This window comes from Streptomyces sp. NPDC048623, from assembly GCF_040650755.1.
Taxonomy (GTDB): domain Bacteria; phylum Actinomycetota; class Actinomycetes; order Streptomycetales; family Streptomycetaceae; genus Streptomyces.
Genome location: NZ_JBEZHV010000032.1, coordinates 1 through 19278 on the forward strand (window position 1 = coordinate 1; position 19278 = coordinate 19278).

The 19278-nt window shown below is 71.2% G+C and carries 20 protein-coding genes; 1 reads left to right on the forward strand and 19 read right to left on the reverse strand.

All coding sequences use genetic code 11. The annotated features are described in order from the left end of the window. Window positions 1-62: 62 nt before the first annotated feature. The 15 genes from fabG to AB0C73_RS32370 all read right to left on the reverse strand — a co-directional run bounded on the left by fabG (window position 63) and on the right by AB0C73_RS32370 (window position 13486). Window positions 63-767: a 3-oxoacyl-ACP reductase FabG gene (fabG, locus tag AB0C73_RS32300; protein WP_362536949.1), complete on the reverse strand. Its 705-nt coding sequence runs from the start codon at window positions 765-767 to the stop codon at window positions 63-65. Window positions 768-795: 28 nt separating this feature from the next. Further along, window positions 796-1233, reverse strand: a complete 438-nt coding sequence (locus AB0C73_RS32305; RefSeq protein ID WP_362536950.1) for a MaoC/PaaZ C-terminal domain-containing protein — start codon at window positions 1231-1233, stop codon at window positions 796-798. After that, entirely contained in the window at window positions 1230-1715 is a 486-nt protein-coding gene (locus AB0C73_RS32310) for a MaoC family dehydratase N-terminal domain-containing protein (protein WP_362536951.1), read from the reverse strand. The genes AB0C73_RS32305 and AB0C73_RS32310 overlap by 4 nt, the downstream gene beginning before the upstream one ends. Before the next feature lie 91 nt (window positions 1716-1806). After that, window positions 1807-2916, reverse strand: coding sequence for a 3-dehydroquinate synthase II (locus AB0C73_RS32315; RefSeq protein ID WP_362536952.1), 1110 nt, complete (start codon window positions 2914-2916; stop codon window positions 1807-1809). Window positions 2917-2974: 58 nt separating this feature from the next. After that, window positions 2975-3358 (reverse strand): SRPBCC family protein, encoded by a 384-nt coding sequence (locus AB0C73_RS32320; RefSeq protein ID WP_362536953.1) that lies wholly within the window; start codon window positions 3356-3358, stop codon window positions 2975-2977. 47 nt (window positions 3359-3405) lie between these two features. Then, on the reverse strand, window positions 3406-4497 hold the full coding sequence (locus AB0C73_RS32325; RefSeq protein WP_362536954.1) for a ketoacyl-ACP synthase III: 1092 nt from the start codon (window positions 4495-4497) through the stop codon (window positions 3406-3408). 10 nt (window positions 4498-4507) lie between these two features. Beyond that, entirely contained in the window at window positions 4508-5044 is a 537-nt protein-coding gene (locus AB0C73_RS32330) for a flavin reductase family protein (RefSeq protein WP_362536955.1), read from the reverse strand. Between the two features lie 688 nt (window positions 5045-5732). Further along, window positions 5733-6665 carry an ion transporter gene (locus tag AB0C73_RS32335; protein ID WP_362536956.1) on the reverse strand — a complete coding sequence of 311 codons (933 nt, stop codon included), beginning with the start codon at window positions 6663-6665 and terminating at the stop codon, window positions 5733-5735. A gap of 181 nt (window positions 6666-6846) precedes the next feature. After that, complete coding sequence (locus AB0C73_RS32340; RefSeq protein WP_362536957.1) at window positions 6847-7902, reverse strand: hypothetical protein; 1056 nt, start codon at window positions 7900-7902, stop codon at window positions 6847-6849. 47 nt (window positions 7903-7949) lie between these two features. After that, window positions 7950-9284 (reverse strand): cytochrome P450, encoded by a 1335-nt coding sequence (locus AB0C73_RS32345; RefSeq protein WP_362536958.1) that lies wholly within the window; start codon window positions 9282-9284, stop codon window positions 7950-7952. Window positions 9285-9359: 75 nt separating this feature from the next. Continuing rightward, the gene (locus tag AB0C73_RS32350; protein ID WP_362536959.1) at window positions 9360-9539 is read right to left on the reverse strand and encodes a hypothetical protein; all 180 of its coding nucleotides are present in this window, start codon (window positions 9537-9539) and stop codon (window positions 9360-9362) included. A gap of 27 nt (window positions 9540-9566) precedes the next feature. Next, window positions 9567-10106 (reverse strand): EF-hand domain-containing protein, encoded by a 540-nt coding sequence (locus AB0C73_RS32355; RefSeq protein ID WP_362536960.1) that lies wholly within the window; start codon window positions 10104-10106, stop codon window positions 9567-9569. Between the two features lie 391 nt (window positions 10107-10497). Then, window positions 10498-11358 (reverse strand): class II fructose-bisphosphate aldolase, encoded by an 861-nt coding sequence (locus tag AB0C73_RS32360; protein ID WP_362536961.1) that lies wholly within the window; start codon window positions 11356-11358, stop codon window positions 10498-10500. Between the two features lie 263 nt (window positions 11359-11621). After that, the gene (locus AB0C73_RS32365) at window positions 11622-12617 is read right to left on the reverse strand and encodes an ROK family protein (RefSeq protein WP_362536962.1); all 996 of its coding nucleotides are present in this window, start codon (window positions 12615-12617) and stop codon (window positions 11622-11624) included. Continuing rightward, entirely contained in the window at window positions 12614-13486 is an 873-nt protein-coding gene (locus tag AB0C73_RS32370; RefSeq protein ID WP_362536963.1) for a sugar isomerase, read from the reverse strand. Before AB0C73_RS32370 ends, AB0C73_RS32365 begins: the two co-directional genes overlap by 4 nt. Window positions 13487-13674: 188 nt before the next feature. On the opposite strand from AB0C73_RS32370, the gene AB0C73_RS32375 reads away from it, so the two are divergent. Beyond that, entirely contained in the window at window positions 13675-14460 is a 786-nt protein-coding gene (locus tag AB0C73_RS32375; protein ID WP_362536964.1) for a DeoR/GlpR family DNA-binding transcription regulator, read from the forward strand. 70 nt (window positions 14461-14530) lie between these two features. On the opposite strand, the gene AB0C73_RS32380 is transcribed toward AB0C73_RS32375, so the two are convergent. The 4 genes from AB0C73_RS32380 to AB0C73_RS32395 all read right to left on the reverse strand — a co-directional run bounded on the left by AB0C73_RS32380 (window position 14531) and on the right by AB0C73_RS32395 (window position 19270). Beyond that, the gene (locus tag AB0C73_RS32380; protein WP_362536990.1) at window positions 14531-15622 is read right to left on the reverse strand and encodes a branched-chain amino acid aminotransferase; all 1092 of its coding nucleotides are present in this window, start codon (window positions 15620-15622) and stop codon (window positions 14531-14533) included. Window positions 15623-15625: 3 nt separating this feature from the next. After that, a complete protein-coding gene (locus AB0C73_RS32385; protein ID WP_362536965.1) occupies window positions 15626-15979 on the reverse strand; it encodes a nuclear transport factor 2 family protein in 354 nt (117 codons plus the stop codon). A gap of 105 nt (window positions 15980-16084) precedes the next feature. Further along, the gene (gene ispG / locus AB0C73_RS32390; protein WP_362536966.1) at window positions 16085-17245 is read right to left on the reverse strand and encodes a flavodoxin-dependent (E)-4-hydroxy-3-methylbut-2-enyl-diphosphate synthase; all 1161 of its coding nucleotides are present in this window, start codon (window positions 17243-17245) and stop codon (window positions 16085-16087) included. 117 nt (window positions 17246-17362) lie between these two features. After that, complete coding sequence (locus AB0C73_RS32395; protein ID WP_362536967.1) at window positions 17363-19270, reverse strand: 1-deoxy-D-xylulose-5-phosphate synthase; 1908 nt, start codon at window positions 19268-19270, stop codon at window positions 17363-17365. Between the last annotated feature and the right edge of the window lie 8 nt (window positions 19271-19278).

Below are 19278 nucleotides of genomic sequence, written 5' to 3' on the forward strand. Positions count from 1 at the left end.
TGAGCACCCGACGGAGCCTGTTCCTGCTCATCACCGGCCCGTTTCCGCGCGGCGGGGCCGGCTCAGTGGCCCATGCCCAGGCCCCCGTCGACCGGGATCACCGCCCCGGTGACGTAACCGGAGGCGTCGGAGGCGAGCCAGCGCACCGCGGAAGCCACCTCCTCGACGGTGCCGTGGCGGCCGAGCGGGATCTGCCCACGGATCTCCTCGCGGCGCTCCTCGGGCAGTTGCTCGGCCATGTCGGTGAGCACCAGGCCCGGCGCCACCACGTTCACGGTGACACCCCACGATCCGAGCTCACGGGCCATGGAGCGTGCCATGCCGATCATCCCGGACTTGCTGGCCGCGTAGTTGACCTGGCCGACCGTGCCGCTCAGACCGGCGACGGACGACATCAGCACCACCCGGCCCCAGCGACCTCGCAGCATGCTGCGCGCCGCCCGTCGCGAGACCCGGTAGGCGCCGGTGAGGTTGGTGTCCAGGACGGAGGTGAACCGCTGCTCGTTCATCCGCAGCAGGAGGGTGTCGTCGGTGATGCCGGCGTTGGAGACCAGGACCTCGACGGGCCCGTGCGCATCCTCGACCTCCTTGAAGGCGGCCTCCACCTGCGCGGCATCGGTGACGTCGCAGCGCACGCCGAAGATGCCTTCGGGCGGCGGAGTGCCGCGGTGGGTCACCGCCACCTTGTCGCCGTTGTCGAGGAAGGCGCGGGCGACGGCCAGTCCGATGCCCCGATTTCCGCCGGTGACCAGCACGGAACGTGCCATGGTTGCTGTCCTTTCGGATGAGAGTCTGTCAGGGCACCGGCAGCAGGTCCGCCGCCACCACAGCCTCGCCGCGCACCGTCACCGTGCCGTCCTGGAGCCGGACGGTCAGCATGATCCGGGCCAGGCGCTCCCCGAGCTCGTCCTCCTCCACGGCGGTGACGCGTCCGGTGCAGTGCGGGCGTGCGTGCACCGGGGTCACCGCGGAGAACCGCGCCTTCAGGGAGCGGACGGCGTCGAGGGGAACCCAGGAGGTGACCAGCCGGCCGAGGAAGGCCATCGAGAGCATGCCGTGGGCGAGGACGTCGTCGAAGCCGGCGGCGCGGGCCGCGTCGCTGTCGATGTGGATCGGGTTGTGGTCGCCGGACGCACCGGCGAACAGGGCCAGGAGGGCCCGGGTGACCTCGCCCGGGTGCAGGTCGGGCAGGTCCGCGGTGACCGGGGCGGGGGCGGGCGTCGGGGTGCTCATCGGGCGGCCTCCGGGTGACGCACGAGGATCACCTGGTGCAGGTCGGCGACGGGGGTGCCGTCGGTGCGGGTGACCGCGGTGTCGCGCACGACGAACTCCATGGTTCCGCCGCGCCGCCGGTACACGTCGGTGATCACGGGCGAGAAGACCAGTTCGTCACCGGCGTGCGCGGTCTGGTGGTAGGTGAAGGACTGCTCGGTGTGCAGGACCCGGCTCGGGTCCACCGGCGGCCCGTCCTGTTCCGTCGCCCTGCTCTGGTGCTCCAGCTCCAGGCCGAAGAGGAAGGTGGGCGGTACGGGCAGATCGGGGTGGCCGGCCCGGCGGGCCCGGTCCAGGCAGGTGAACTCGCTGTCCTCCAGCCCGACGACCCGGCCGAAGAAGCGGAGCCTGCCCCGCTCGACGGTGACCGTGAACGGGGTGAGGGCCGTTCCGGGTGCCGGCGCCGGGCCGGAGTCCTTCGTCGGTGGTGCGGTATCGGCCATCCGGCAACTCCTTGCTCGGTGCGTGGTGCGCCCCGGGCACCCGGGGGGAAGGGGTGCTCCGGGGCGCACCGGACTGCGGTGTCGTGAGCGACTACTTCTCGATGCAGAACTCGGCGACGGGCCAGCCCACGTGCCGCTTGTCGGTGGCGATGTAGCCGAGCAGCTGGTCGCCGGCCTTGAGCTCGGTGACGTTGAGGACCTTGGCGCCCGGGCCGAGCACCCGCACGTGCCAGTCGTCCTGGACGGTCAGGCTGACCTCGACGCCGTCGGGCGAGACGGCGCGGATGGTGAGCAGCGGGCGGGACTCCAGCTTCACCCGGCCGACGACGATGCGACGGGTCCGGCCGTCCGCGGTGACACCGAGGATGGTGGAGCCGGCCTTCAGCTCGCTGAGGTAGTTGGTGCGGTTGTCCTCGCCGAGCACGTACGAGTGCAGCGCACCGGCGTTGACCCGGAAGGGCCGCGTCGGCATGTACGGCAGCGGGTGGGTCTCGCTGACGCCCAGGATGAAGCCCGTGGCGTAGCTGCCGATGAGGATGCCCTCGTCCTTGCCGAAGTGGGTGCAGGTGTCCACGCACACGCGGTCACCGAGGCCGTTGTGCTCGATGGACTCCACGGTGAGGGTGGTCAGGTCGAGGTCCGGGGTCTTCCCGCCGAGCAGGCCGACCAGGCCGAACACCTCGTTGGCGTCCTTCGGGCCGTACAGCAGACCGTCGGAGCCCTTCTCCAGTACGTCGACGATGATCCCGGCCTCTTCCAGGTCGCCGGCCTCGCAGATCAGCCGGCCGGGCGCCTTGTCGGCCGCGGCGATGACGATCTCCAGCGGGATCTTGGTGGGGTCGCGGAACTTGACCAGCGTGTTCGGCAGGGCGATCGCCGCGGCGCAGGCCAGGCGCAGTGTCGGGTCGTCCACGACGTCGACGAACGCGCCGACGGAGTCGCCACCGTCGAGCTTGAGCTTGTCCAGCTCGTCGGTGTTGGTGATCTGCGTCAGAACGATGTCGGCGACGTTCGCGGCCTCGGGCGGCAGTGGCGCGCCGGGGGTCGGCAGCAGGACCTTCAGGACGGTCGGCGGCAGGGAGGCGAGGACCTCCAGGTTGTCGTCGAGCACACCCTCCAGGCGGGCGTGGACGGCGGCGTCGACGACGGCCTCTCGGTGCTCGGCACTTACCGAACGCAGGTCGATCCAGGCGAACTTCACAGACTTTCCCTTCGGGTTGGAACAGCGGGTGGTTCGAATCGGCTCGGCGCGGGAGGGCTCAGAACAGCGAGGAGAGGGTCTTCAGGCGGCCCTCGATGACGGAGAGCAGTCGCGGCGCCTCTGCCTCGCCCTCGCCCTCGCCGAACAGACGGGTGAAGACGAACTCGGTCTCGCTGTCGGAGACGGCGACGAGGCGGGTGAACGCGCGGTGGTCGCCGTGCTCGGAGACCACCCGGAAGTCGGCGACTCCGGTGGCGCGGTCGGCTGAGGAACGCACCTCGACCGGGCCGAACGGCGTCTCCACGGTCCAGTGGTCGCCGTCCCTGCGCGAGGCGCGCGCAAAGTCGGTGCACCAGTCGGGCAGTCGCCCCGGATCGGAGACGACGGCGTACACCTCGGCGAACGGCGCCGCGATGCTGATGCTTCCTGTCACGCTTCCCATGAAGACTCCTCGCTGCGTTGTGCGGTCGGTGGTGCGGGGGGAACGGCTCACCCGAAGTCCTCGGGGCCGCACCAGCGCGTCACCAGCGCGCCGTAGTTGAGGCCGGCGCCGAAGGCGGCCAGCAGGACCCGGTCACCGGGGCTGATCCGGCCCGCGTCGAGCGCGTCCCGCAGTACGAGCGGGACCGAGGCGCCGGAGGTGTTGCCGATGTGCTGGATGTTGGTCAGCGTCTTGTCGCGCGACTGGCCGAGGGTGTCGAGGATGGTGTGCACCATGTGGCGGTTGGCCTGGTGCAGGGCGTAGAAGTCGATGTCGTCAAGGCCGAGGCCCGCGTCGCCGACCGTCTTCTCGATGAGGCCGGGGACGGTGCCGAGCACGAAGTCGCGGATGCCGCGGCCCACCATGACGGTGAAGTTGTCGCCGAAGCCCGACTGTCGCCGCTCGCCGTTTTCGTCGTAGCGCGGTTCGCGCGTGACGTGGCCGACGGACTGCCCGGCGGGCTCGCTGCCGAGGCGGGCCGCGCCGAGCCCGGCGGCTCCGGAGGTGACCGGCTCCAGCAGATAGCAGGCTGCTGCGTCGCCGAAGATGACGGCGACCGTGCGGTCCTGAGGGTCGAAGATCTTGGTGTTGACGTCGGCGAGGACGACGGCCACCCGGCGGTAGGCACCGGAGGCGATGAAATTGGCGCCGATCTCCAGCGCGTACACCGATCCGGGGCAGCCGCCGCTGTTGACGTCGAAGCCTGGCGTGCCACTGATGCCGGCCTTGCCCATGATCGTGACAGCGGTGCTGGGCAGCATGCGGTCCGGGGTGTAGGTCCCACAGATCACCAGGTCCACGGAGGCCGGTTCGACACCGGCCCGCGCGCAGGCGTCCAGCAGCGCACGGGCTCCGAGGTCGGAGGTCCAGTCCGTGGAATCGGCGTAACGCCGCGTCTCCACACCAATGTTGGAGCGTATCCACTCGTCGGAGGTGTCGAGGCGCTGTGTCAGCTCCTCGTTGGTCACCACCCGTTCGGGGACGCACGTACCGATCTCCCTGATGCCCGCGGTGACTCCGGCCCGGGGCCCGGCTGCGGCGTACGCCATGTGCTGCACCTTTCCGGCCGCGTCGGCGGCCTGGCGTCGTTGCTCGGTCACGTCGGTCCACTCAGCTCTGCGCGTCGGCGTAGGCGGCGAGCCTGGTGTAGCCGCCGCGGTGGAAGACCAGCGGCTCCCGGTCGGCGTCGCCGAGGTGCAGTCCCTCCACCCGGCCGAGGACGATCACGTGGTCCCCGCCGTCGCCGAACGCCTCGACCGCGCACTCCAGCGCGGCCAGTGCGCCCTCGACCAGTACCGAGCCGCGCGGCCCCACGACATCACCGAGCCGGCGTTGTGCCTGGAGGCCAACCGGGCGCTCGCGCGAGGCGAACAGCGTGGACACGGGGCACTGGTCGGCGGCGAGGAAGCTGAGCGTGAACTCGCCGCGCTGGGCGATCCGCCGCGAGACGCGACTGTCGGGCCGCAGGCAGACCGACACCAGCAGCGGGTCGAGCGAGACGGAGGCCACCGAGTTCACGGTCAGCGCCTCGGTACCGACTCCGGCCCCCGCCGCCACCACCGCAACGCCGGTGGGAAAGCGGCCCATGGCCTGCCTGAAATCCCTGCTGTCCACGGCAGGCAGCACCATTTCCCCCTTGTCGAGCATGGGATCCCTCCTCCATCCGCGTCCGCTGGCCGCGGCCTGGCATGAAGACTCCCGTCCAGGCGCCGGAACCGGAACGCTCAAGGGGAGAGCACGATCGGGGTCACCCAAAGAGCACGCCCCACGTGCCGAGTTGACGACCACGCACCCGCGAGGCCGGACACGGACGGGGCGAGATCCGCCGGATCAAGGTGTGCACGGTGGACAACCTGCTCTTCCCCGGGGCCCGCCAAGCCGTCCAGCTCAAGCGCCGCCGAGTGGACCGCAAGACCGGCAGGACCAGCAGGACCAGCATCAAGAGATGGCCATGGGACCAGGCCCGCACCGACGCGCTATGCAGACGGCAGACGGACGCGCTGGCCAGCGAACTGGCAGATCCCGCGGCGCTCCTCGTGCGCTGGATCGAGCAGGGGCATGCCGACTGGACCGGCCGTCCCTCGGCCGAAGCGGTCGAAGAACTGCCCCTGCTCAGGAGCCACGCTCCGCATGTGCGGAGCACGGCGATTACTGCGCCGGCCATGCGGCGACGGGCACCCTGTCAACGGCTCAGCGTTTCACTTCCCGCACCCTTAGGCACCGTTTGCCAGATCGGCGATCTACTTCACCAACGTGTAGTCCGGAATACGCCCGGACCTGCTGCTGATGCCGTCCCAGAACCGCGCGGCGGGTTTCCGGGGAGCGGGAGCGGCGGTCAGGGGATGGGCGTCATGTGGTCCTGGTCGTGGGGGCCGGGCGGTCGTGCGGCCAGGGACTGTTCCAGGGTGTCGAGGGCCTGTCGCAGGTCGGCGATGCGTTCGGCGAGTTCCCCAGGGTTCGCCTGCGTGGGGACGGACACGGCTGCGGCCTTGGCCCCGGTTGTTCCTTCGCGGGCTGTGCGGTCGGCGGCGACGGCGGTGTTGTCGAGTTCGCGGGCTTCGTCCAGGCTGTTGAGTACGACGCCGATGAGGACGTTGACCAGGACGAAGGAGGCGAGCAGGACGTAGGAGCCGTAGTAGAGCAGGCTCAGGTGGGAGATGGCCAGCCCGTTGTAGATGGCTTCGTGCAGGCCGTCGAGAGTCATCAGCAGGAACAGGGTGAGCAGGGCGCGGCCCAGGGAGCCGAAGTGGGCGGGGTCGTGGGAGCTGAAGCAGACCCATCCGATCATGGCGTAGACGTAGAGGATGACGGCCCCGACGAAGAGGAAGCTGACGGCGCCGGGCACGCTGCGTGAGACCGCGATGAACAGGATGCGCAGCTGGGGCAGGAACCGGGCGGTGCGCAGAACCCGCCCGATGCGGAGCAGTCTCAGGAGGGTGGCGTTCTCCCGTACGACGGGCGTGTAGGCGCTGGCCACGACGATCAGGTCGAAGACGTTCCATCCGTCGCGCCAGAACTCTTTTGGCCGGTCGGCGTGGGCGGCCAGGCGCAGCAGCATCTCGAGTGTGAAGAAGACGAGGCATCCGCTTTCGGCCCAGTCCAGCTCGACGGCGTGGTCGGCCGCGAAGCCGTGGTACGTCTCCGCGCCCATGAGTGCGGCGTTGAGCAGGATCACGGCCAGGACGACCAGGGAGAAGGCGGGGGCCTCGGTCACGGCACGGCAGGCGGCCGCGATCCGGGCCCGGGCGGGAGTTGGGGCGGTAGTCATGAAATCTCCGTAGGGCACGCCGAGCGCCGCCCTGGTGAGGGGCGTCTCGATGACCGGCGGCCAGAGCGACTTGCCCTGGCACGCCGGCACACGCGCATTGCCGGGGTCCGTACCGTGATGTCCGCAGTCGGCTTTTCGCGAGCGCCATTTCACGGTTGGTCCCGTTGCGGGGTGAACGTCTTCAGGCCGGTCGGGCGGCCAGCGCCCTGCCGGCCGGCCGGGGGGTGCGAGGCTGGTTGAGGATGTCTCCGAGGTAACCCGGCTGTTCCTCGCGCGTCGGCGCCGTGGACGTATAGCGGGGGGACACGCGGCACCATTCGTAGGTGCCGGAGAAGTTGGCCCGCATGTAGTCGGTCATCGCATAGGCACGCGCCCGGCCCTCGAGAGGCTCGTTCAGGCGCTCGAGAACCCCGGGGAGTTCCGCTTCGGAGCGCAGGAACTCCTTCGCGTATTCGCGGACGATGGACACGACGGCGTCCACTGCCTCGCTCTGTGAGTATCCGCGTTCGCGTTCGAGGATGAAGACGAGGTTGTGGGGGTCGCCCTGGAGTCTCTCCTTCTGCCACGAGAACAGGTCCTCGCAGAAGTTGCACGCCCGGACTGTCGCCTGGTGCATGGTCTGGAATGGGCGGGTACCGTACACGGCGGGCGAGATCTCGCACCGCCCGATGCGCTCGGTGGCGTCAAGCAGCAGGTACATCAGGCCGGACACTTCGCGGATTTCCCGGTAGCTCGTCTCGTCGGGGATGATCCCCTGAGCGCGGTTGCGTGTCTCCGACAGGACGGCCGAGAGGTAGTTGTTCCAGTTGGTGGCGGCTCGCCGGCTCCAGTGGGGGGACATCCCGTCGCCGAGCCGGGCCCACAGGTCGCGGAAGGCTGCCGCGGCCGGGTTGGCGGGCGTGTGTGCGGGGGTCTCGTCCAACTCGTCGAGGATGCTCTGGACGGCGGCTCGGGTCGCGTCGACGTCGTTGCCCACGGGGCCGTCGAACTGTCCCTCGAAGGCGAAGATCCATCCGTAGAGGTCGAGCCCGAGAAGGAGGCCCTCACTGTCCGCGGTGGGCCACCAGTAGGCGGACAGCGCCGGGGCGTCCCATCGCAGATACTCCTGTTCGGCTCCTTCGTCGGGCAGTAAGCCGAACGTGTGGAGCCAGGCCAGGTGTGCGGGTAAGACCTCTTGCAGCGCGGGGTTTCGGCGAAGTGCGAACGGCATGTCGAACTGGAGGTTCTGGTGGGGCATCTGTCTTCTTCCCGTTGAGGCTCGGTCGATGGCTTCGGGGGGTTGTCCTAGGGGCGGGGGGTGAGCCGGACGTGGAAGTCGGACGGGTTGATCGTCACCCGGGGCACCGGTGCCACATAGGTGGGTGACAGCGAGGTGAGATTCCACATGCGGACGATGGACGCCAGGGCGAGGGCCATCTGGACCTCCGCGAAATGGTCACCGATGCATTTCCGGGCGCCAAAGCCGAAGGGGATGTAGGAGCCGCGGACCCGTGTGGAGTCGTCGAGCAGCCACCGGTCCGGGTCGAACCGTTCCGGGTCGGGGAACAGCTCGGGGTCGTGGTGGAGGACGAACGGGCTGTAGTAGACCGTCGATCCTTCCGGCAGCTCGTACCCTCCGAGCGTGGTGTCCCGCGTGACGATCCTGCTGAGGTTCCAGCCGGACGGGTAGAGCCGCATCGTCTCCTTGAGGACACGATCCACCACCGGGAGATTCTCGAGGTCCTCGAAGCGGGCCGTCCGGCCGTCGAGGACGGAGTCGACCTCCTCGTGCAACTGCGCCTCGATGTGGGGGTTCTTGGCGACGAGGTAGAGGCTCCATGCGAGAGTCATCGCCGAATTCCCCGTACCGCCGATGAACAGGGTGACAAGCTGATCACCCAGCCCCTTGTCATCTCCTTCGTGAAAGTCGATGACGGAGGAGAGAAGGTCCTGGTCGTCGTCGCTCCGGCTGCCTCGCCGTTGCTCGATGAGGGCGATCAGGCCGGCGATGAGTTCGTCGACCTCCTGCTCGTAGCGCACGTTGCGGCGGATGGGAATCGTGTTCAGCCAGTCGGCCGGCATGAGGGCACGCTGAAACGACTCCTGGAACACCTGCGTGATCCGCTCGTCGAACGAGTCGACGAATTCCCTGTCGAGGTCGGTCCTCCCGAAGATGACACGAGTGGTGATCTTCGACATGAGGGACCTCATCTCCCCAGGGACGGAAACACGCTCACCCGCCTGCCACGAGGTGACGTGATCCCGGACCTCCTCGGACATCGCCTCCGCATAGGTGCGGATCCGCGTCTTGGAGAACGAGGGCTGCATCATCTTCCGCTGAGGCCGATGCTTCGCATACGGGCAGAAGCCGATCCCGTCACCCGCGACGCGGCGCATCTTCTCGAAGATCGGCCCACCCTTGTCGTAGGTGATGTCGTCGGCGAGTACCTGCCTGGTGAGTTCGGGGGTGCACACGACGTAGGCAGGCTTCGATCCTGTCTGGATCCTGACGACATCCCCCTGTGCGGGAAGAGACTTCAGGAAATCGAGAGGAGAGCGGAGCAGGGTCGGCAAGTGCCCGACGACGGGGAGCGCTCCGCGCGCTCGCGGTACCTTCTTGCCTACTGTGCTGTGGACCATTTTCATTCCCCTTGTTGACGGAACCAGCTGACAGGCCGGCCCGGGCGCTCGACGGTGACGATGCGGTCCGGGGCCTCAGCGGAGGCCCCGGACCGCGTGGCCGGCGTGATCGATGGCGACGATGTCGAAGCCGCCCTTCGCGTAGCGGACGGCTTCCGCACGGACGTTGGTGACGAGCCGGAAGACCATGCCGGTCGTCGCGGTCCCGCTGGAGCCCCGGGCGACCACCCGGGGCTCCAGCGGCAGCACCGTCACACGGTCTGCTCTACCGGCGCACCCGCGTCAGACGGCGGGGGCGACAGGGCCGAGCAGCCAGTTGCCCGGGGCCTCCGGGTCGGTGCTGAGGTAGAACTCGCGGAGCGCCAGCCGCCACTCGTCGCTGCTGATCACCCCGTTGCCGTCCCGGTCGAGGCGCTCGAACGCCGCCTCCGAGTGCTCCCGTGCGATCCCCAGCCCGTCGTACATGCTCACGTACTCGGTGCGGCTCAGCGTCCCGTCGCCGTCGGTGTCCAGGGCCTGCATCAGCGCGTCGGCCATCGTGAAGATCGCACCCTCGACGACGTCCGTTCCCATGACGGCGATGAACTCGTCACGGGAGATGCGCCCGTCGCCGTCACCGTCACCGTGCTCGAGAAGCAGCTGCCACCACGCCTCGAACGAGTTCCGCACCGCCGTCGCGCTCGCGTGGTCGTCCTTGGCCAGCCCCGCGAACCGACCGGCCATCTCCTGAAGGTCGTCCTGCTTGAGGTGCCCGTCCTTGCCCTGGTTGAACCAGTCGAACAGGACGCTGAACTTCTGCTTCTTCAGGGTGGTGCTCGTCATCTGTGTCTCCTCTGTACGCGGCCGACGCACTTGATCAGCGCGCCGTGATCACCGGAGACGCTATGAGCAACCCGCGGCAGACGGACGCAGAAGAAGAACCGTTACATCAACCCGAGTGACGAAGTGATCATCCTTTCGATTGCACCTCCCCAGCACGGGGGACACGGCACGGCTCCACCAGCGCACCGCTGCGGGCAGGGGAGGGTGGCCGCGGGGCAAAGCACAGATCCCTTTCGTCGGCGAGAGGCGTTCGACCGGCGGGCGCCTCGACGAGATGGCCATGGGCAGGGGAAGCAAACCCACACGGCATGCAGCACCCCGCCCAGGGCACGGCACCACCGATTGAATCCAGGCCCCCGGCGCGCGCAAAAGGGGCGCCTGCCCCGGCTCGTCACCGTGCCGGCGACGCGGACACGGCCGCAGCTCCGAGCACGCCGAGCAGCCGCGTCACCTCACGGGCCATCGCCGTCCGTCCCGCGCCGAGATACCGGCGGGTGTCGACGAGCGCCGGGGCACCGTCGAGCACCTCGCGCGCGGCCGTGGTGAAGACCCGGTTCAGATGCGTGGCGATATTGACCTTGGTCATGCCGTGATCGACCGCGGTGGTCAGCGCGCCGTCCGCGACGCCGGAGGAGCCGTGCAGCACCAGCGGTACGGGGACGGCTTCACGCAGCGCGCGGATCAGGGCGAAGTCCAGTGCCGCGTCCCGGGTGAGCATGGCGTGGGAGGTACCCACGGCCACCGCGAGCGCGTCCGCTCCCGTGGCGGCGACGAACGCCACGGCCTCGGCCGGGTCGGTGCGGGCGCCGGGGGCGTGGACGCCGTCCTTGCCGCCGACCTCGCCGAGCTCGGCCTCCACCCAGACCCCGGCCGCGTGGCAGTGGGCGGTGATCGCCTCGGTGGCGCGGAGGTTCTCCTCGTACGGGAGGACCGAGGCGTCGTACATGACCGAGCTGAAGCCGAGCTCGACGGCCTCGTGCACCAGGTCGTCGGAGGTCGCGTGGTCGAGGTGGACCGCGACCGGGACCCGGGCGGCGCGGGCCACGGCCAGGGTCGCCAGGCCGATGGCCTGGAGACCTCCGTGGTAGTGGGCCGTGTTCTCGCTGATCTGGAGGATCGCCGGTGCGTCGGCGTCCTCCGCGCCGGCCACGATCGCCTGGGCGTGTTCGAGCTGGATGACGTTGAAGGCTCCCACGCCGTGACGGGCGTGCGCGGCGGGGGCGACGATGTCCCCCGTAGGTACGAGAGGCATGACGGTTCCTTAGGAGAGGGGAAGGAGGGGGCGGGCCTCCACCGCGCCGCGCAGGCACCGGTGGACGGTGGGGCGGAACGTGCCGGCCGCTGGCGGGGCGACAGCGCCACCATCTCGGCGAGCCGCTACGGCCAGGTGACGCCGGTCGCCGGGCCCCGGACCGGGGCGGCGACCGCCGCGTCTCCGGCGCCGGTCCGGTTTGCCACGCAACCGTCCGGACGGCGCGTACGAGTGGATGTCCAGGGCCGCGTCGAGGGTGACGATCACGAGCGCTCCCGCTCCCGCTCCCGCTCCAGGAGGTCGTGCGCGAGGAGCGCCGCTCCCATGCATCCCGCCCGGTCCCCGAGCCGGGCCTCGGTGACGTCCGGGGCGGCCTGGAAGGTCAGCCGCCGGGCGAGGGCGTCGCGTACGGGCGCCAGGTACGCCTGGCCCGCGCGGGCCAGTCCGCCGCCGAGGACGATGCGTTCGGGGTCGTACAACGTGACCGCGACGGCCAGAGCGTCGGCGAGTGCCTCGATCGCCTCGGTCCAGATCCCGGCGGCCACCGCGTCGCCCGTGTCGGCGCGGCGCTGGACGTCACGGGCGGTGATGCCGTGCCAGCCGGTGGCGTGGGCGTAGCGGCGGGCGACGGCCGCCGCCGATGCCACGGTCTCCAGGCAGCCGCGTCCTCCGCACCGGCAGTGGTCGCCGCCGGGCCGGACGACCACATGGCCGAGTTCCCCGGCCCGGCCGTGCCCGCCGGTGAGCGCGCGGCCCCGGCTGAAGGCGGCGGCGGCGATGCCCGTGCCGACCGGGACGAAGAGGAAGTCGGCGCAGCCGCGGGCGGCGCCGAGGCGAGCCTCCGCCAGTCCCCCGGCGCGAACGTCGTGGCCGAACGCGACGGGCAGGTCGAGGTGTTCGGCGAGCCAGTCCTGGACGGGCACGTCGCACCAGCCGAGGTTCGCGGCGAGGACGGCGAGTCCGGACTCCTCGTCGACGATGCCGGGGACGACGATCCCCGCCGCGTCCGCGTCCGGACAGCGCCCGGCGAGTTCTTCGGCGCAGGCGAGGACGGTCTCCAGAACCGCCTCGGGGCCGCGGTCGGCGCGCGTGTACCAGCGGTCGGCGTGCTCCAGGGCAGGGGCGCCGTCGGTGAGGGTGCCGCCCTTGATGTAGGTGCCGCCGACATCCAGGGCGATGACCGTCCGTGCGGCCGTCCGCGCGGTGCTCCTGGTGCTCCTGGTGCCGGTGGTCCTCGTGGTGCGCGTGGCGGTGGTCATGAGCCGGTGAGGACGATGGAGCGGGTGAGGTTGCGCGGCCGGTCCGGGTCCAGGCCCCGGCTCTTGGCGAGGGCGACGGCCAGGCGCTGGGCGCGGATCAGGTCGGCGAGGGGGTCACCGGGCGAGACCGTGAGGTACGCGCCGGTCGCGCGGACCTGGTCGGCGAGCCCGGCGGGCGGTTCGCCGAAGGACCAGACGACGGTGCCGGGGCCGCTGACGCTGATGGGGCCGTGCCGGTATTCCATCGCCGGGTACGACTCCGTCCACGCCCCGGAAGCCTCACGCAGCTTCAGCGCCGCCTCATGGGCCACGCCGGTGCTCCAGCCGGTGCCGAGGAAGGTGAACTGACGGGCGTTCAGCAGCTCGTCGGGGAGCGAGGCCGCCAGGGCGTCCTCGGCCTGCCGCGGGAGGTCCTGCGGTACGGGGCCGAGGCTCGCGCGCAGCAGGACGAGGGCGGTCGTCGCGAAGCGGGTCTGGACGACGGACCGTTCGTCGGCGAAGGACAGGTCCACGACGATGTCGGCGGCGTCCTTGACCGGGGTGCCGACGTCACCGGTGAGCGCCACGGTCGGGGTGGATCCGGCCCGGTCGAGGGCGTCGAGCACCTCCGTCGTGGTGCCGGACCGGGTGATGGCCACCACCCGGTCGTAGCGGCGCGCGGCCGGGAAGTCGGAGGCGGCGAACGCGTCCGTCTCACCGAGCCCGGCGCCCTCGCGCCGCGCCGCGTACGCCTGCGCCATGTAGAGCGAGGTGCCGCAGCCGACGACCGCGACCCGCTCACCCGCCTCCGGCAACCCTGCCGGACGGGCCTCCAACGCCCGGCGCCAGCACGAGGGCTGCTCGGCGATTTCCACGTCGACATGACTCACAGGAGCCTCCCAGAAGGGCGCGACGACCCGGCCTGCGCCAGGGCCGAATGATTGAACGTGATTGTTTTATAGCCGCTCCGCGCATCTTTGAGCAACCAATGCGCAAGGTTGATCACAGAAGCGCGGGCGCGGGTTACCCTCGCCTCCTGGACGCCGCGAGGCGATGACCTGAGACGAGGAGAACGGTGATGAGCGCGCACGAGCGGTGGACCCGGCTGCTCGACGCGCTGGGCGAGCGCGGCAGCATCGAGGTGGGCGAGGCCGCCGAGCTGCTCGGGGTCTCACCCGCGACGGTCCGCCGTGACCTGGAGGAGCTCTCCCGGCAGCAGCTGCTCACCCGCACCCGCGGCGGCGCGGTGCTCAGCGGCGTGACCTACGACCTTCCGCTGCGCTACAAGACCGCGCGCAAGGCCGACGAGAAGCAGCGCATCGCCCGCGCCGCCGCCGCGCTCATCCCGCCGGGCGCCGTGGTCGGGCTCAACGGCGGCACCACGACCTCCGAGGTGGCCCGCGAGCTGGCCACCCGCGCCGACCTGGCCGAGCACGGCGGGTCCACGGCGCTGACGATCGTCACCAACGCCGTCAACATCGCCAACGAACTGGCGGTCCGCCCGTACGTGAAGACCGTGGTCACCGGCGGGGTCGCCCGCCCCCAGTCCTACGAACTGACCGGCCCGCTCGCGACCTTGGTCCTCCAGGGCCTCTCGCTCGACTTCGCCGTCCTCGGCGTCGACGCCGTCCATCCCCGCTTCGGCGCCGCCACCCACGACGAGGGCGAGGCCGGCGCCAACCGCGCCATGGCCGAACAGGCGGAGAAGGTGATCGTGGTCGCCGACTCCACCAAGCTCGGCCGGCACGCGTTCGCCCGGGTCTGCACGATCCCCGAGATCGGCACCCTGGTCACCGACCACGACGCTCCCGACGACCTGGTCGAGCAACTCACGGCCCAGGGCGTCGACGTCCACCGCGTCTAGGGCCTGTCCGGCGGATCAGGCGCGGACCCGGCCATGATCCGCCGCACAGGCCCAGGGCCTGTGCGGCGGATCAGCGCGTGGCCTCCTCCCCCGACACCGCGCAGGCGCGCAGCCATCCGTGCGGGTCCGCGGCGCGTCCCTGGTGCAGATCGCTGAGCGCGTCCCGCAGTTCCATGGTCACCGCGCCCGGTTTCCCGCCCCCGATCAGCCAGCGCTCGTCACCGTCGCGCGCTTCGCCGACCGGTGTCACCAGGGCCGCCGTACCGCAGGCGAAGGTCTCCGTGAGGACGCCCGACTCGCTCTGCGCGCGCCACTGTTCGACGGAGATCCGCTCCTCGCGGACGGTGTACCCGCGCTGCGCGGCCAGCGTGAGCAGCGCGTCACGGGTGACGCCGGGGAGCAGGGTGCCGGTGAGCGGAGGGGTCACGAGCTCGGCGGAGGGGCCCGTTCCGCGGACGAAGAACAGGTTCATGCCGCCCATCTCCTCGATCCAGCGCCGCTCCACAGGGTCGAGCCACACCACCTGCCGGCAGCCCGCCTCGGCGGCCGCGCGCTGGGCCAGGAACGCTCCCGCGTAGTTGCCCGCGCACTTGGCCTGGCCGGTGCCGCCGGGCGCGGCACGGGAGAAGTCCCGGGAGACGAGGACCGACACCGGGTCGGGCCGGTCGGAGAAGAAGCCGCCGGTGACGAAGCCCATCAGCAGGAACGTGTACGCGCGTGCGGGGCGCAGTGCCAGACACGCCTCGCTGGCGAACAGCACCGGCCGCAGGTACAGGCTCAGGGTCGGGTCACCGGCGGGCAGCAGGGCGCCGTCGCGGCCGACGAAGGCGTCCACGGCCTCCAGGAAGAGTTCCTCGGGCAGTTCGGGCATGGCGAGCCGGCGGGCCGACTGCCGGAAGCGGCGGGCGTGGGCGTCCGGCCGGAACGTGGCGAGGGTCCCGTCCTGCCGGCGGTGGGCCTTGAGGCCCTCGAACACGACCTGGCCGTAGTGCAGCCCGGCCATCGCCGGACTGAAGGTCAGGTCGCCGTACGGCAGCAGGCGCGGACGGCCCGCCCAGCCGCCTTCGGCGGTCCACTCCAGCATCACCATGTGGTCGGTGAACCGCTCCCCGAAGCCGTGTCTCGGTGTCACAGCGCGCTCCTCTCGTCGGGTTCTTCGGATCCGTCAGACCAGCGGGGCGTAGAAGAAGGTGTCACGGCTGCGGAACGTCCCGGCCTCGGAGAACGTGAAGAAGTCCGCGAAGCGCAGCGACACCCGCCGGCCGTCGTGCAGGGTCCCCTCGAACGTGCCGTGTACCGCGGCGCCGTCCTCGTGCACCAGCGTGGTGGACAGCGTGTGCCGGCCTTCCCTGATCACGCGCTCCTCGCGGTAGAAGCGCTCCAGCTCGGCCCTGCCGACCAGCGGGTCGTAGCCGGGACGGTGGTAGACGGCCTCCTGGTCGAAGAGCTCGACGAGGGCGGGCACATCGCCCTCGTCCACCAGCTCGTAGTAGCGGCGGATGCGCTGTTCGGTGTCCACCGGCGGCCTCCTCGGGCTCATGACGTCATCGGACGGAAGGGGGGTGGGGAGTGTGGGTATGGGGGGGAACTGCGGGGTGCGGGGTGCGCGGCGCGCGGGCGCGGTTCAGCCGGCGAGTACCGCGACCCGAGGGGTGCCCGGGCCGTCCTCGGCCGGGTCGTACGCCTCGGCCAGGCGCAGCGCCTCCTCGATCAGCGTCTCGACGATCTTCGATTCCGGGACGGTGCGGATCACCTCGCCCTTGACGAAGATCTGGCCCTTGCCGTTGCCGGAGGCGACGCCGAGATCGGCCTCGCGGGCCTCGCCGGGGCCGTTGACCACGCAGCCCATGACGGCGACACGCAGCGGGACCTCCATGCCCTCCAGGCCGGCGGTGACCTCCGCCGCCAGCTTGTAGACGTCGACCTGGGCGCGCCCGCAGGAGGGGCAGGAGACGACGTCGAGCCTGCGGGGGCGCAGGTTGAGCGACTGGAGGATCCGGTCGGCGACCTTGACCTCCTCCAGCGGGGGCGCGGACAGCGAGACGCGGACCGTGTCGCCGATGCCCTGGCGCAGCAGCGCGCCGAACGCGACCGCGGACTTGACCGTGCCCTGGAAGGCCGGGCCGGCCTCGGTGACGCCGAGGTGGAGGGGGTAGTCGCAGGATTCGGCGAGCAGTTCGTACGCGCGGATCATGACGACCGGGTCGTTGTGCTTCACGGAGATCTTGATGTCGTGGAAGTCGTGTTCGGCGAAGAGGCCCGCCTCCCACAGCGCGGACTCGACCAGGGCCTCGGGGGTGGCCTTCCCGTGCTTCTTCAGCAGCCGGGCGTCCAGCGAGCCGGCGTTGACGCCGATCCGGATGGGAGTGCCGTGGTCCTTGGCGGCGCGGGCGATGTCCTTGACCCGGTCGTCGAACTTCTTGATGTTGCCCGGGTTGACGCGGACCGCGGCGCAGCCCGCCTCGATCGCGGCGAAGACGTAGCGCGGCTGGAAGTGGATGTCGGCGATCACGGGGATCTGCGACTTTGCGGCGATCAGCGGGAGGGCGTCCGCGTCGTCCTGCGAGGGGCAGGCCACCCGGACGAGGTCGCAGCCGGCCGTGGTCAGTTCGGCGATCTGCCGGAGCGTGGCGTTGACGTCGGAGGTGAGTGTGGTCGTCATGGACTGCACGGAGATCGGCGACTCGCTGCCCACCCCCACGGTGCCGGCCCGGAGCTGGCGGGTCGGACGGCGCGGCGCGAGGACCGGCGCGGGCATCGGCGGCATTCCGAGCGGGACCGTCATCTGCGTTCTCCTGGTCTGGTACGGGTACGGGTACGGGTGCGGGGCACGGGTGCGGTGTATCGGTGCGGGTACGGGTGCGGGTGCGGGGTACGCGTGCGGGGTGCGGGTCCCGCCGGGCTACTGGTCGGCCCCGACGGGCTGCGGGGCCAGTGCGTCGAGGCGTACGGCGCCGGGACGCACGGTGCCGAGGCCCACGGCGTCGTCGCGCCGGGCGAGCGTCTCGACGACGGCGCGGGCGATGCCGCGTCCCGTCAGGCCGCACGCGGCGAGGATGTCGTCGCGCCGGCCGTGGTCGAGGAAGCGCTGCGGCACGCCGAAGGTGCGTACGGGGGTCCGCGCGCCGGCGTCGGCGAGCGCCTGGGCGATCGCGGATCCGGCTCCGCCGGCGCGTCCGCCGTCCTCGACGGTGGCGACCAGGCCGTGGGCCAGGCCCAGTTCCACCAGGGCCTCGGGCACCGGGGTGATCCAGCGCGGGTCGACGACGGTGACGCCGAAGCCGTGCTCGGCCAGCCGGTCGGCCGCCTCCAGGCAGACCCCGGCCATCGCGCCGACGGACACGAGGAGCACGTCGCGCTCCCCCGAACCGGCGCGGCCCGAACCGGCGCGGCCCGATCCGGCGCGCCTGAGGATGTCCATGCCGGCGAGGGTGCCGATCGCCGGGATGTCGGGTCCTGTGCCGCCCTTGGGGAACCGCAGCGCGGTGGGGCCGTCCTGGACCGCGACGGCCTCGCGCAGCGCCCGGCGCAGGGTGGCGGCGTCGCGCGGGGCCGCCACGCGCAGGCCGGGCACCATCTGGAACAGCGACAGGTCCCACATGCCGTTGTGGGAGGCGCCGTCGTCACCGGTCACGCCCGCCCGGTCGAGCACGAAGGTGACCGGCGCGCGGTGCAGGGCGACGTCGAGCAGCATCTGGTCGAAGGCGCGGTTGAGGAAGGTGGCGTAGAGCGCCACCACGGGGTGCAGGCCCCCGAGGGCGAGGCCCGCCGCCGAGGTGACCGCGTGCTGCTCGGCGATGCCGACGTCGAAGGTGCGGTCGGGGAAGCGGTCGGCGAACCGGTTCAGGCCGGTGGGCGCGAGCATGGCCGCCGTGAGGGCGACGAGATCGGGGCGCCGGGCGCCGAGTTCGGCCAGCTCCTCGCCGAACACATCGGTCCAGGAGGGCGGTTCGGGTGTGTCGGTGCGCGGGACGGCCGGGCCGCCGGCGGTCCGTGGGCGTACGGCGGGCCGGGGGCGTACGGCGTGGAAGCGGTCGGCCTCGTCCTGTTCGGCGGGGGCGTGGCCGCGGCCCTTCTCCGTCAGGCAGTGGACGACGACCGGGCCTCCGTGGCCCGCCGCGTGCCGCAGGGCCTCTTCCAGGGCAGCGATGTCGTGTCCGTCGACGGGGCCCACATAGGCCAGTCCCAGGGTCTCGAACACGCTGTGCGGGGGGCGTGCGCCGGTGCGCAGCTCGGCCAGGTGCTCGGGGATGCCGCCGACCGTGGGGGCGTAGGAGCGGGTGTTGTCGTTGAGGACGACGACGACCGGGCGGTGGGGGGCCGCGGCCAGGTTGTTGAGGCCCTCCCAGGCCATGCCGCCGGTCAGCGCGCCGTCGCCGATGACCGCGACGACCGCGCGGTCGGTGACGCCCTGGAGCTCGTACGCCTTGGCGAGCCCGTCGGCGTAGGACAGGACGGTCGAGGCGTGGGAGTTCTCGATGACGTCGTGCTCGGACTCGGTCCGGGAGGGGTAGCCGGAGAGGCCGCCCGGCTGCCGGAGCGTCCCGAAGGCCCCGGCGCGGCCGGTGAGGATCTTGTGGACGTAGGTCTGGTGCCCGGTGTCCCACAGGAGGCGGTCGCGCGGGGACTCGAACACCCGGTGCAGGGCCAGGGTGAGTTCGACGACCCCGAGGCTCGGCCCGAGGTGCCCGCCGGTGCGGGTCACCTCGTCCACGAGCAGCCGGCGGATGTCGGCGGCGAGTTCCTCGGTCTGCCGCGGGGAGAGGGCACGCAGGTCGTCCGGTCCGTGGACCGATTCGATCGACATCATGACGGATC

What these genes read in the sequence shown, in the direction of transcription:
- fabG (WP_362536949.1), bottom strand. Translation starts at nt 767, where the DNA reads ATGGCACGTTCCGTGCTGGTCACCGGCGGAAATCGGGGCATCGGACTG.
- AB0C73_RS32305 (WP_362536950.1), bottom strand. Translation starts at nt 1,233, where the DNA reads ATGAGCACCCCGACGCCCGCCCCCGCCCCGGTCACCGCGGACCTGCCC.
- AB0C73_RS32310 (WP_362536951.1), bottom strand. Translation starts at nt 1,715, where the DNA reads ATGGCCGATACCGCACCACCGACGAAGGACTCCGGCCCGGCGCCGGCA.
- AB0C73_RS32320 (WP_362536953.1), bottom strand. Translation starts at nt 3,358, where the DNA reads ATGGGAAGCGTGACAGGAAGCATCAGCATCGCGGCGCCGTTCGCCGAG.
- AB0C73_RS32330 (WP_362536955.1), bottom strand. Translation starts at nt 5,044, where the DNA reads ATGCTCGACAAGGGGGAAATGGTGCTGCCTGCCGTGGACAGCAGGGAT.
- AB0C73_RS32335 (WP_362536956.1), bottom strand. Translation starts at nt 6,665, where the DNA reads ATGACTACCGCCCCAACTCCCGCCCGGGCCCGGATCGCGGCCGCCTGC.
- AB0C73_RS32340 (WP_362536957.1), bottom strand. Translation starts at nt 7,902, where the DNA reads ATGCCCCACCAGAACCTCCAGTTCGACATGCCGTTCGCACTTCGCCGA.
- AB0C73_RS32345 (WP_362536958.1), bottom strand. Translation starts at nt 9,284, where the DNA reads ATGGTCCACAGCACAGTAGGCAAGAAGGTACCGCGAGCGCGCGGAGCG.
- AB0C73_RS32355 (WP_362536960.1), bottom strand. Translation starts at nt 10,106, where the DNA reads ATGACGAGCACCACCCTGAAGAAGCAGAAGTTCAGCGTCCTGTTCGAC.
- AB0C73_RS32360 (WP_362536961.1), bottom strand. Translation starts at nt 11,358, where the DNA reads ATGCCTCTCGTACCTACGGGGGACATCGTCGCCCCCGCCGCGCACGCC.
- AB0C73_RS32365 (WP_362536962.1), bottom strand. Translation starts at nt 12,617, where the DNA reads ATGACCACCGCCACGCGCACCACGAGGACCACCGGCACCAGGAGCACC.
- AB0C73_RS32375 (WP_362536964.1), top strand. Translation starts at nt 13,675, where the DNA reads ATGAGCGCGCACGAGCGGTGGACCCGGCTGCTCGACGCGCTGGGCGAG.
- ispG (WP_362536966.1), bottom strand. Translation starts at nt 17,245, where the DNA reads ATGACGGTCCCGCTCGGAATGCCGCCGATGCCCGCGCCGGTCCTCGCG.
- AB0C73_RS32395 (WP_362536967.1), bottom strand. Translation starts at nt 19,270, where the DNA reads ATGATGTCGATCGAATCGGTCCACGGACCGGACGACCTGCGTGCCCTC.